General features: G+C 39.4%; 13 protein-coding genes. 9 read left to right on the top strand and 4 right to left on the bottom strand.

The features are described from left to right. The first annotated feature begins 32 nt into the window (after positions 1 to 32). The 5 genes from J4771_RS04395 (at position 33) to J4771_RS04375 (ending at position 4,279) form a co-directional block, all read left to right on the top strand. The gene (locus J4771_RS04395) at positions 33 to 290 is read left to right on the top strand and encodes a hypothetical protein (protein WP_224136813.1); all 258 of its coding nucleotides are present in this window, start codon (positions 33 to 35) and stop codon (positions 288 to 290) included. A gap of 101 nt (positions 291 to 391) precedes the next feature. Continuing rightward, entirely contained in the window at positions 392 to 877 is a 486-nt protein-coding gene (locus J4771_RS04390) for a hypothetical protein (protein ID WP_224136811.1), read from the top strand. A gap of 255 nt (positions 878 to 1,132) precedes the next feature. Further along, positions 1,133 to 2,158 (top strand): adenine-specific methyltransferase EcoRI family protein, encoded by a 1,026-nt coding sequence (locus tag J4771_RS04385; protein ID WP_224136809.1) that lies wholly within the window; start codon positions 1,133 to 1,135, stop codon positions 2,156 to 2,158. A 10-nt stretch (positions 2,159 to 2,168) separates the two neighbouring features. Then, positions 2,169 to 3,278, top strand: a complete 1,110-nt coding sequence (locus J4771_RS04380; protein WP_224136807.1) for a GmrSD restriction endonuclease domain-containing protein — start codon at positions 2,169 to 2,171, stop codon at positions 3,276 to 3,278. Positions 3,279 to 3,292: 14 nt separating this feature from the next. Continuing rightward, positions 3,293 to 4,279: an NAD(P)H-dependent flavin oxidoreductase gene (locus J4771_RS04375; RefSeq protein WP_224136805.1), complete on the top strand. Its 987-nt coding sequence runs from the start codon at positions 3,293 to 3,295 to the stop codon at positions 4,277 to 4,279. 17 nt (positions 4,280 to 4,296) lie between these two features. On the opposite strand, the gene J4771_RS04370 is transcribed toward J4771_RS04375, so the two are convergent. Continuing rightward, the gene (locus J4771_RS04370; protein WP_224136799.1) at positions 4,297 to 5,808 is read right to left on the bottom strand and encodes a patatin-like phospholipase family protein; all 1,512 of its coding nucleotides are present in this window, start codon (positions 5,806 to 5,808) and stop codon (positions 4,297 to 4,299) included. Between the two features lie 147 nt (positions 5,809 to 5,955). After that, positions 5,956 to 6,138 (bottom strand): hypothetical protein, encoded by a 183-nt coding sequence (locus J4771_RS04365; RefSeq protein ID WP_224136797.1) that lies wholly within the window; start codon positions 6,136 to 6,138, stop codon positions 5,956 to 5,958. A gap of 152 nt (positions 6,139 to 6,290) precedes the next feature. Here J4771_RS04365 and J4771_RS04360 point away from each other — a divergent pair, with 152 nt between their 5' ends. After that, the gene (locus tag J4771_RS04360; protein WP_224136795.1) at positions 6,291 to 6,905 is read left to right on the top strand and encodes a M15 family metallopeptidase; all 615 of its coding nucleotides are present in this window, start codon (positions 6,291 to 6,293) and stop codon (positions 6,903 to 6,905) included. A gap of 38 nt (positions 6,906 to 6,943) precedes the next feature. On the opposite strand, the gene J4771_RS04355 is transcribed toward J4771_RS04360, so the two are convergent. Continuing rightward, positions 6,944 to 9,127 carry a polyribonucleotide nucleotidyltransferase gene (locus J4771_RS04355; RefSeq protein ID WP_224136793.1) on the bottom strand — a complete coding sequence of 728 codons (2,184 nt, stop codon included), beginning with the start codon at positions 9,125 to 9,127 and terminating at the stop codon, positions 6,944 to 6,946. A 271-nt stretch (positions 9,128 to 9,398) separates the two neighbouring features. On the opposite strand from J4771_RS04355, the gene J4771_RS04350 reads away from it, so the two are divergent. After that, positions 9,399 to 9,644 (top strand): GlsB/YeaQ/YmgE family stress response membrane protein, encoded by a 246-nt coding sequence (locus J4771_RS04350; protein ID WP_224136791.1) that lies wholly within the window; start codon positions 9,399 to 9,401, stop codon positions 9,642 to 9,644. A 114-nt stretch (positions 9,645 to 9,758) separates the two neighbouring features. On the opposite strand, the gene rpsO is transcribed toward J4771_RS04350, so the two are convergent. Then, positions 9,759 to 10,028, bottom strand: a complete 270-nt coding sequence (gene rpsO / locus J4771_RS04345) for a 30S ribosomal protein S15 (protein ID WP_224136788.1) — start codon at positions 10,026 to 10,028, stop codon at positions 9,759 to 9,761. A 178-nt stretch (positions 10,029 to 10,206) separates the two neighbouring features. On the opposite strand from rpsO, the gene J4771_RS04340 reads away from it, so the two are divergent. Together J4771_RS04340 and mgtE are read left to right on the top strand one after the other, a co-directional pair. Continuing rightward, positions 10,207 to 10,782 carry a pyruvate decarboxylase gene (locus J4771_RS04340; protein ID WP_224136786.1) on the top strand — a complete coding sequence of 192 codons (576 nt, stop codon included), beginning with the start codon at positions 10,207 to 10,209 and terminating at the stop codon, positions 10,780 to 10,782. 83 nt (positions 10,783 to 10,865) lie between these two features. After that, positions 10,866 to 12,185, top strand: a complete 1,320-nt coding sequence (gene mgtE, locus J4771_RS04335) for a magnesium transporter (protein WP_224136784.1) — start codon at positions 10,866 to 10,868, stop codon at positions 12,183 to 12,185. Positions 12,186 to 12,295: the final 110 nt, after the last annotated feature.

The following is a 12,295-nucleotide window of genomic DNA, read 5'->3' as shown; positions in this document are numbered from 1 at the left end:
TCAAGTTTCTATAAAATTTTTACCGCACAATTATGAGCAACGAAAACAAATTCACAGAATTATCCAACGAAGAATTACAGAGCGAGTTTGCCACCAGCAAAAAATTATGCTATCCCGCAGTAGGGATTCTGCTGTTCATTTTTGCGATAGGGATTTACGCGGCAACGCATGGCGGAATGGGATTTTTCAAATTGATTCTCTTCATGGGTTCCTGTATGATCTGTTTTAAATACATCATCAAATATTCTAACCTGCAAAAGGAAATGAAAGCCAGGGATTTGTTACCCTAACATCTCTTCTAATGGGTGAAAACACCCTTTTTTAAAGACATTATGTTTTTGGTGCGAAAAAGTTTTTAACTTTAAATCACTAATTTAAAAAACACAATGTTATGCCACTAACCAACCTCAACAGCGCGCACCTTACCGAAGCACAGGTAACCGCCGCACAGAACGCCCTCACCGAACTGGAGAACGCACTTGCCATAATCACCGTGCAGCTCACCCCGGAAGACCGCCAAAAATACGGCAGCATCAACGAGCAGAACAAACTCCTGGTCAACAAGGTGAAAGATTTCCGCCAAAGCAACCCCAACCTTTCCGTATCGGATGTAGATTGGGACGAGTTCGACAAAGATTTTGCAAGCCGCAATGTTTTCGAGAGTCTCATCAACCGCCTGAATGCGTTGGCCATCAAACTGCAGGGAGCCAAAATCCTGCACGATTACGACAATTATCAGGCAGCATTAGACGATTATGCGTACACCACTTACCGCGCCGCGACAGGAGCAGATGGTTATGAAAACAAATACAACGAACTGAAGCAGTTTTTTGGAAGAACAACCAAAAACTTTAACCCGCCCCCACCAAATCCTTAAAAAACCGAACCGCCTACAAAAAGGCGGTTTTTTTTTAGGTGCATTCCGGTCTTTAACCGGTACGAACCACTAAAGAACCGAAACGGTAGGGTTCGGAACCCTAAACTTACGGTCCGGAACCGAAAATTTGGGGTTACCCAACCGGAAGTTTGGGGTTCCGGACCGCAATTTTTCGGTTGGCAACCGAAACGGAGGAGTAAAAGACCGAAACGATTGTGTTTTTTGAAGTAACCCAACAATTAATTATATTTGGGCATGGCAAAATCCCTCAACAAAAACCTGCACAGCGCAAAAAGCAATAAAAAAGACGAGTTCTATACCCAAATTGCTGATATAGAAAACGAACTGAAACATTACCGCCACCACTTTAAAGGCAAAACCGTTTTCTGCAACTGCGATGATCCCAGAGTTTCCAACTTCTTTCATTATTTCAGCCACCGCTTCGAGGATTTGGGGCTGAAAAAACTTATCACCACCTGCTACAAAAATCAGGACATGGATCTCTTCAGCACCCACGAAAGCGAAAAAGCCGTAATGTTGGTGTACGAAGGCGACAAAAATGGCGACCGCGTGCCCAATGCCGAAGAAATTGGGATTACCGAGCTGCAGGGCGACGGCGACTTCCGTTCGGCGGAAAGTGTTGCCCTTTTGAAAGAAGCCGATATTGTGGTAACCAACCCGCCGTTCTCGCTATTCCGGAAATATGTGGCGCAGCTGATGGAGTTTGATAAGAAGTTTATTATTATTTCAAACAAAAATGCCATCACTTATAAAGAAGTTTTTAAATTAATTAAAGAAAATAAATTATGGGTTGGCGTTACGCCAATGAGCACTGATCTACTATTTGACTTACCTAAAGATGAAATCGAATTTTTATTAAATAATAAAAAAGAAGGCAGTGCATATAAAGTTGTAAATGGTGTTGTAAAAGGTAGAGCACAAGCCATTTGGTTTACCAATCTCGATCATTCCAAGCGTCATGAAGATTTGGATTTATACAAAACCTATACTCCGGAAGAGTATCCGAAGTATGATAACTATGATGCTATTAATGTTAATAAAACTAAGGATATTCCCAAAGATTATGCCGGAGCTATGGGCGTGCCGATTACCTTTTTGGATAAATACAATCCGGAGCAGTTTGAAATTATTAGTTCAAATGATTATCGCATTAATGAAACAATTCCTTTCAAGGAACATGGATTAATTAAAGACAAAGATGGAGCTATAAATGGCAAGCCAACTTACGCAAGAATTTTAATCAAAAACAAAAAACTCTAAAAATTAAATCATGGATATCACTTTATTTGAAGTCAATGTTGCCGCCCTTGTCAAAGGTTATCAGGACAAAGGCGATGATGGTGTAATTGCCTATAAAGGCAAGCTGGATGTGCGGCCGCCTTTCCAGCGCGAGTTTGTGTATGATGAGAAGCAGCGTGCCATGGTCATCGATACGATATTAAAAGGTCACCCGCTGAACGTGATGTATTGGGCGGTGCGGGATAAAATTGAAGACGGCGAACCCGAATACGAAATTATCGACGGGCAACAGCGCACAATTTCTATCTGTCAGTATGTTGCCGGAGATTTTTCTGTAAATATTGGTGGCAAAATGCTCGCCTTTATGAACCTTCAGGACGATATGCAGAAAAAAATTCTCGATTATAAACTCCTCGTTTATCTATGCGAAGGCGAACCCAGCGAAAAACTGGAATGGTTTGAAACCATCAACATTGCCGGAGCCGTTCTCACCAAACAGGAACTTTTGAACGCCACTTTTGCAGGCCCTTGGCTGAGCGATGCCAAGAAATATTTCAGCAAACCGAGCGGTCCGGCTTTCAACAGAGCCCACGATTTGCTCACCGGTTCCGCAAAACGGCAGGATTATTTGGAAACCGTGTTGAAGTGGATTTCCAAAGACAACATCCAGAAATATATGGGCGAACATCAGCACGATCCCAACGCCAATGCACTGAAACAGTATTTTGAAGCCGTGATTGGTTGGCAAAGAAATACCTTCAAAAAATACCGCTCCTCCATGAAAGGAGTAGATTGGGGATTTTGGTATGACCGTTATAAAGATGAGATTTTAGATACCGACGCCATAGAAAAACAAATCGCAGAACTGGTGGAAGATGACGAAGTGAAAAGCGAGAAGGGAATTTATCCTTATGTTTTAACGGACGATGTGCGGTATCTGGATTTAAGGACGTTCGACATCAAAACCAAACGCAAGAAATATCAACAGCAGGAAGGGATTTGCCCGGTCTGCAAACAGCACTTTGAATTTGAAGAAATGGAAGGCGACCACGTCATTCCGTGGAAAGACGGCGGACTTACCGTTGAAGATAACCTTATGATGCTTTGCAAAAAAGACAACCGCATGAAGAGCGGCAAATAATCCATTTAAATAATATGAGCAACTTTATCCACTTCGGTATCGCTGAGAAGATGTACAGCGAAAATCAGAATAAAATCACCTCACTTTTCAATATTAAATATCCCATTATTCAGGGCGGGATGATTTGGCATTCCGGGTGGAGGCTGGCTTCGGCGGTTTCCAATAATGGCGGTTTGGGTTTGATCGGGGCAGGAAGCATGTATCCCGATATTTTGCGGGAAAATATTCAGAAATGCAAAAGAGCGACGGAGCAACCTTTTGGCGTGAATGTTCCGATGCTTTATCCTAACCTGGAAGAAATCATCCAGATTATTTTGGAAGAAGGGGTGAAGATTGTTTTCACCTCCGCCGGAAATCCCAAAACCTATACGGAAACTTTACAGAAAGAGGGAGTAAAGGTTGCGCATGTAGTTTCCTCCACCAAATTTGCCATGAAATGTGAAGAAGCCGGAGTTGACGCGATTGTTGCGGAAGGTTTTGAAGCAGGCGGTCATAATGGTAGAGATGAAACCACCACTTTTTGCCTGATTCCGAATGTGAAAAGGCACATTTCCAAACCCCTCATTGCTGCGGGTGGAATTGCGCTCGGTTCCCAAATGAAAGCGGCGATGATCCTGGGTGCAGACGGCGTTCAAATCGGTTCCCGTTTTGCGATGACCCAGGAAGCGAGCTCCCACGAAAATTTTAAAAATAAGGTGATTTCCCTAAACGAGGGCGATACGCAACTTACATTAAAAGAACTTGCACCGGTTCGTTTGGTGAAAAATAAATTCTTCCACGATCTGGAAAAACTTTACGAATCGGGAAGAAATGTTGAAGCTTTAAAAGAAACATTGGGAAGAGCCAGAGCCAAGCGCGGAATGTTTGAGGGTGACCTGGAAGAAGGCGAACTGGAAATCGGTCAGGTTTCCGCACTCATCGATGAGATTTTGCCGGTAGAGCAGGTGTTCAAGAATTTAATCAAGGAATTCCAACAGTCACAAACAGGCTTTGATTTCTAGACCGTTAAACCTTATCATTATCTATTGTTTTCGTAATACACTTTTGCACGGTTGGTTTTATAATCCAGCCAATTAAACCGCTCCAGGAAATCAATTGCCGATTCCACACCTTTCAAAAACAGGGCTTTTTTGTTTTCTTCGCTCATGTTGAAATCCAGCCAATTCGCTTTGGTGAGATAGGTGTCAATATCTGCGATGCTGTATTTTTCGTAGAAATTGTTTTTCGTAAGAAAATCTTTATCGTAGTTGCTTTTCATGGTGTTTAGAATTCTTCCGGCATAATTCCCGAGAGTTTTGATTTCGGTATCAGGATTGGGTTTTACGTCATTAATTCTAATTCCAAAAACAGGTAAGCGCGGAATAATAATTTTTTCATTATGGAAAATATTGATTGGAAAGTTTGAAATGGATCCTCCGTCCACAAAAATTCCCTGGTTAGGTATTTCGTGTTGGTTGACAAAAATCTTAGCCCAGTTTTCAATAATTTTGACATCTGAACGGTCAATCTGTTGGATAACCGGCTCGAAGAATAGCGGAATCGCCATTGAAGAACGAACGAAAACGGCAGGATTTACATCAAAGTTAGGATTGCTCCAGTAAAGTCCGGCTTGTGCAGGAAGTTCGATTTTTCTTTCGGAGGATATGTCCACCGTGATAAAGGTGTAATCTGCCTGTAAATTTTTGAGGGTAAAATTGTACTGACGGTTGGTGTGATATTCTTGATTAAGAACATCGATGATCTTTTGATTTTCGGCAACATTCTCACTTCTGCCGTAAAATTTATAGTTTGAATTTCCTTCCACAGAACCGTCCTCATTAATGATGAATTTTGCAATTCTATCCAGCTCAAGTTTGGTCGAAATATTTTTCTTCTCAAGATTTTTTACTAAAAATTTTAAGAATTCCTTTCCAGAGTTAACGCCATATTTTGCTTTTTTAAAACGCAGATAAAGATAAACATTGATTCCGACGAAAATAAGGAAGACCGCCAAACCAAGTAGATACACGCCGTTACCAATTTCGCCGAATATCGAAATGAGCGGATAAAAAATCATCAGAAACAGAACCAAAACCACAAAAGCGAAAATCGTACTCTTGAGCCAACCATCTTTGGAGATTAAACTTCTGATTGCTCTTTTAGCAATCCAATGTCCATCTACAAAGGAAAACATATCCATGTTCCTCACGATTTGGAAAAGTTCAGGTGTTGAACAACATTCCTTATTTTTACCCAATGCTGCCATAAAAAGAGTATTGATGGCTCCTGCGCTTGTTCCGGCAAGTTTCAGAAAACGGATACCGCAATATTCGAGAACAAAACAGAATCCAACCAGCGAAATTCCTAATGTTCCACCTCCTTCCTGAACCAATTCCACGAATTGTAGTGTGTTTCCATCTGCATCAATGGTATAAACGTCCGAAAAAATTTTATTTTGTTCTTTTACACTTTGCAGTTTTTGAAGTAAATCATCGCTATTGTGATCTTGGGAGATGTACTGCAGAATTTGTGTGAAATCAGATTCGTTCATGGCTTCAAGTTATCTATCATAAATCAAAATTACCAAGATGCTGTTGAAATCAAGCAAGTGAAATCACCCTTTTTTATTGAATGAAAAAAATGAAATGCAGTGAGATGAACTCTAGAAATAAAAAAAACCTCAAAAATGAGGTTTTACTTAAAGCGCTGTATTTTTCGCCATTGCTTTTTCCTGTTGTTTCTTTGCTTGTTTTTGCTCGTATTTTTTAACGATATAGCCAATTGCTAATGGAGCAACCCACATAAGGAGTCTTCTTAAAAGTACTGGATTCATAATTTTTTTTGTTTCTACAGTTTTAGCAATTAGTATTCCAAGTTTCAATTTTATGAAAATTTTTATTGCAGCTTCAAAGAATAGGGTGATTTCACGCTTGGCTATTGATTTTGTTTCTTTTTAAATTTGTTCTCGGGAAGTTGAAAATGATCAAACATTAGGAACCTACAGCAACTATAATAACCTAAAAACAAAATACTATGAGCTCAACACTTTTTAAGGAGGACATCGTCTTCTACCAAAGATTTTTAAAAGCAAACGGTTTCTATCCTTACGAAATCGATGGAAAATGGGGAAATAAAACTAATAATGCGGATATCGCTTTTACCCGAAAGTCAGATGAAATTAAGTCCGATTATGGCGCATTTGATGCGCGTAGCGAATCAAACATTATTACCTTGACGCCGAAAGTGCAGATTTTGGTCAGGAAATTTCTTAAAATTTTACGTACTGATCATCGACTGGATGTAAGAATTCTATCCGGTACCCGTACTTATTCGGAGCAAAATGCTCTGTACAGTATTGGAAGAACTACACAGAAAAACAGATCTGTAGTTACCAATGCTAAAGGTGGACAAAGCAATCATAATTTTGGCTTAGCATGGGACATCGGTATTTTTCAAAATGGCGAGTACATCAAAAAAGACCGGGAGTACAAAGATATTGCACCGTTTGTTTTGCCTTTTTTACCAAACCTGGAGTGGGGCGGGAATTGGAATTCTTTTAAAGATTTTCCTCATTATCAACACAAATCTTTAGAGCCCACTCTCGCTTCTACCAGAAGACATTTCGAAACAGGAGAAGTGTATGTCTAAAAAAATCCGCTTCAATTTTTTGAAGCGGATCTTTATTTTTAACCTTGCTGTTCAGGTTTTTGTCCTTCGTTATTTTGAGGCCTTTCTTCTCTCGGTTTCTGCTCCGGTCTTGGTGGACGCGGCAATAAAACTTTTCTGGAAAGTTTCATTTTCTTGCGGTCATCGTAACCCATGAATTTCACTTCCACTTCATTGCCTTCTGCGTAAGGAACTTTATCTAATCTTCTCCACTCGATTTCAGAAATGTGAAGTAATCCTTCAGTACCTTTTGCAATCGCTACAAACGCACCGAAATCCATCACTTTCACTACTTTTCCTTTGTAAACTTCGCCAACAACAGGAACGAAAGTGATTTCGTTAATCGCAGCAATCGTTGCGTTGATATTTTCTCTGTTTACGCCAGAAATTTCGATTCTTCCGATTTCGCCGATTTCTTCAATCGCAATCACCGTATCGAAATCTTTCTGCATCTGCTGAATGATTTTTCCACCAGGTCCGATCACTGCACCGATGAATTCTTTTGGAATTTCCAAAATTTCCATTTTCGGAGCGTGAGGTTTTACGTCGGCTCTTGGTTTATCGATGGTTTTCAAGATTTCATTTAGAATATGTAATCTTCCGTTTCTTGCTTGGTTTAATGCAGTTGTCATAATATCCATCGTCAATCCTTGAATTTTGATGTCCATTTGACAAGCCGTGATTCCGTCTGCAGTTCCGGTCACTTTAAAGTCCATATCACCTAAATGGTCTTCATCACCTAAAATATCGGAAAGAACGGTGAATTTACCTGATTTTGGATCGGTAATCAATCCCATCGCAATTCCGGAAACCGGTTTTGAAATTTGCACACCTGCATCCATCAAAGCCAAAGTTCCTGCACAAACCGTCGCCATAGAAGACGAGCCGTTTGATTCCAAAATATCGGAAACAATACGAATGGTATAAGGATTTTCGGCAGGAATCATGTTTTGCAGCGCTCTTTGCGCCAAGTTTCCGTGTCCTACTTCTCTTCTGGAAGTTCCTCTCAAAGGTCTTGCTTCACCTGTTGAAAATGGTGGGAAATTATAGTGTAAAAAGAATTTTTCGTCGTGTTGAGAAGCAACAGAATCCACCATGTTTGCATCTTTAATAGAACCTAAAGTTACTGCAGTTAAAGATTGTGTTTCGCCTCTTGTGAAAATTGCGGAACCGTGTGCTCCCGGAAGGTAATCGATTTCGCTCCAAATTGGACGAATAGTTTCCGGATCACGACCATCCAAACGGATTTTTTCGTTCAAAATCATTTGACGCATCGCTTCTTTTTCTACATCATGGTAATAAACTTTTGCGTATGGTTTTACAGTTTCCAATTCTTCTTCAGAATATTGATAAAGGAATTCTTCTAAAACTGCTGCAAAATTATCGTGTCTTTCTTCTTTTGTAGATGGCGTTTTTGCTACTGCGTAAACTTTATCATAAGTTTCTTTCCAAACTTTTTCACGAATTTCTTCGTTGTGATCTTCGTGGGAGTATTCTCTTTTTGGGAAAGCTTTTCCAACTCTTTCAGCCAATCTTTCCTGTGCTTGAATTTGAACTTTAATTTCATCGTGAGCGTACTGAATTGCTTCAATCATTTCCTGCTCAGAAATCTCGTCCATAATTCCTTCTACCATAACGATGGAATCTTTAGTCGCGCCAACCATGATATCGATATCTGCTTTTTTCCAGTTTTCAAAACTTGGATTTACGGAAAGTTGTCCGTCAATTCTCACCACTCTCACTTCAGACATTGGTCCGTTGAAAGGAATATCGGTAATTGCGATGGCTGCGGAAGCGGCTAAACCTGCCAAATCTTCCGGCATTGCTTCTTTATCATAAGAAATCAGGGAAATCATCACCTGAACTTCTGCGTGGAAATCTTCGGGAAAAAGCGGACGAAGAACTCTGTCCACCAATCTCATCGTTAAAATTTCCTCGTCTGAAGGTCTTGCTTCTCTTCTGAAGAAATTTCCAGGAATTTTACCTCCTGCGTAGAATTTTTCTCTGTAATCTACCGTTAATGGAAGGAAATCCACTCCCGGATTTGCGTCTTTGTTGGCTACAACTGTTGCAAGGAGCATTGTTCCGCCACATTTTACTACTACAGAACCGTTCGCTTGTTTTGCGAGACGACCTGTCTCAATGGAGATTTCTCTCCCGTCTTTTAATTGAAATTTTTCAATAATTGCTTCTGGAGCACTCATAAAATAAAAAATTTTGTTGCTTTCTGCCGTTTGCTTTCGGCTTTCAGCGAATCTGCGCAACTTCTTCAGGCAGATTTTCTTGTTAATACTTCGTTTTTAATCGGCGCAAAGATACGCATTTTTGTCGAGTTTGAATCAGTCTGAAGTCAGTTGATTTTGTTTTGAATGAAGTGAATTTAAATTCAAATATGGAATTTCAAATCTCGAAATATTCTATTTGTGGCATAATTTTAGAATTTAAGAAAATACAAATCATTAAAAATTTAAAGTTATGGGAATTTTATGGACACTTATTATCGGCGCAATCGCAGGTTGGCTTGGCGCGCAAATCTTTAAAGGCGGTAGTCTTGGATTAATCGGAAATATCGTAGTAGGAATCGTAGGCGGTTTTATTGGATATTGGTTGTTGGGAACAACTTTCGGTACTGAAATTATCGGACAGATTCTTACAGGAGCAGTGGGATCAATTATTTTACTCGCTATCGTGAATTTACTGACACGAGGAAGGGCGGTTTAAATTGACCCACTTCAATTACTACACCCCGTCTTCAAGAAGTTGAAGACATTCCAATTAAAGAGGAAAAAAAGCAACCCATTTCTGAGTTGCTTTTTTCTTTTTTTTCGGAAAAGATTATTTTCTTAAACCAAGTTCAGCGATAATCGCTCTGTATCTTGCGATGTCTTTGTTTTTCAAGTAATCTAGCAATCTTTTTCTTTTACCTACCAACTTCACCAAAGACTTTTCCGTAGCATAATCTTTGTGGTTTTTCTTAAGGTGTTGAGATAAATGATTGATTCTGAAAGTGAAAAGGGCAACTTGTCCTTCTGCGCTTCCTGTGTCTGCATCAGACTTTCCGTGTTTTGCGAAGATTTCTTTCTTCTTGTCAGTTGTTAAGTACATTCCAATATTATTTTAATGATTATTATGTAACGGGTGCAAAAGTACGACAATTTTTTCTACAGACAAAATATCGTGATTGATTCTGTGTATGGAAAGGCATAGAAAGAATGTTAAAAAAATCTTAAAATTTTCTTTGATAATCCGTTGAATGGCAGTATTTTTGCAACAACGCACATTAATGAGAAATCTTTATTTACTGAGTTTTACTTTTACGGCTTTCATACTTTTGACCGGCTTTCATTCTGTTTCCGCACAAAACAGTGTCTTTAATAGAGATTTAAAAATTCAGAATGTCATCTATTTCAATCCCGAAGTTTTTCCCGATATTGATGAAATAAAGGAGCCTACTTACTCCGCTTTTTACAGCGCAGTTTCCGATCGAATCAGCCATTTTAGAAATTATAAAATGTTGAGAGTGGATGCAAATCTAACCTTTGATTCTGCTGATGTAAAAACCTTGAAAGAATTTTGTGACAACAATAACGCACAATTCGCAGTAGTTCCAAAAGTAAAATATTTTAAGGTTGGACTTGGAAAATATGTGTTTTCAAATCAAGTGATTGTGAGCTTGAAACTGTATGATTCGGAAGGAAATTTCATCACAGAAACCGATTACGATACTTATAAAAAAAACGCGCGACTCCTAGGTTCCGCAGAAAACTCCATTAAAATTGGGACAACAGGCGCAATGAAAAGTTTGGGCAAAAACCTTAGGAAAATCAAAAAAGATTACGTTCTTCCTATTGAAAATTAAAGAACATTAATTTTTAAATCGTTCATTTATTCGGTAATTTTAAGTTTTTAGGCTAATTTTGCAATTCCCTAAAAAATAGAATTGTGGAAACTCAGGAACTTATTTTCAATCCGGCAGATATTGCCGAAAGACTGAGCGAACTGCCCGCAGATGAGCGGCTTTTGGCGTTTCTGAAAGTTCCGAAACAATACAAGGCAGAAGTTTTCTCACACCTTGATCCCGACTTTCAGGAAGAAACCATTCGAAGCATCGGAAGCGAAGAAGTTTCCGAGATTTTGAACGCGATGACTCCCGATGACCGAACCGCGTTGTTCGAGGATTTTCCCGATGAACTTATTAAGTATTCCATCAATCACCTTAATCCGCAAGAACGAAGAATTGCCCTGAAACTTTTAGGTTATCATGAAGATTCCATCGCTCGTTTGATGACGCCCTATTACATCCAAATCCGAAAAGAATGGACGGTGAAAAGATGTTTTGCACATATCAAAAAAGTCGGCAAAAAAGTAGAAACCATGAACCATCTTTACGTGGTGGATGAAAGAAACCGTTTGATAGACGACATTGCGATTGGTTCAATACTTTTGGCAGAAGAAGACACTTTGATTTCAGATATTACCGACAATCATTTTGTGGCGATTACCACAACGACTTCCAAAGAAGATGCAGTTCCTTATTTCGAAAAATATGACCGCGCTGCATTACCAATTGTCACTGAAAATGGCGTTTTGGTAGGGATTGTGACCGTGGATGACATCATTGACCAAATTGAGGAACAAAACACGGAAGACATTCAAAAATTTGGTGGGGTAGAAGCGTTGGACGAACCGTACATTCAAACTCCATGGTTTGAAATGATAAAGAAACGTGGATTGTGGCTGATTGTCCTTTTCTTTTTGCAACTCATAACCGCTTCTGTGATGGGGTTTTATGAAAATGAAATTGAAAAAGCGGTGGTTTTGGCGCTATTCATTCCATTAATTATTTCGAGTGGTGGAAACTCCGGTTCACAAGCTGCAACATTGATAATTCGTGCAATGGCGCTACAGGAAATCACTTTGAAAGATTGGTGGACCGTGATGCGAAAAGAATTGGTGACCGGTTTGTTTTTAGGAAGTTTGCTTGGAATCATCGGTTTTTTCCGAATTATGTTGTGGCACAAAATGGGTTGGTTCGATTACGGGCAATATTGGTTTTTTGTGGGAATAAGCGCAGGAATTTCTTTAGCAATGATCGTACTTTGGGGAACGCTTTCCGGTTCGATGGTTCCATTTATTTTGAAAAAATTCAATCTTGACCCTGCAACTTCTTCTGCGCCCTTTGTCGCAACTTTGGTGGATGTAACCGGTTTGATCATTTACTTTTCGATTGCGGCACTTTTTCTTACAGGGAAAATTTTGTAATAACGGCTTATAACCATTAAGAGATTATGGTTCATTAAGATTGAAGTTAAAAGTCTAAATTTATCTTTTCGGTAGTTGAATTATTAACAAAACTACCTTAACTTCTTAAT

Origin of the sequence: Candidatus Kaistella beijingensis (genome assembly GCF_020084865.1) — a bacterium.
Lineage (GTDB): Bacteria > Bacteroidota > Bacteroidia > Flavobacteriales > Weeksellaceae > Kaistella > Kaistella beijingensis.
Note: the sequence above shows the minus strand (reverse complement) of the source record. Positions and strands in the feature narration are given on the sequence as shown.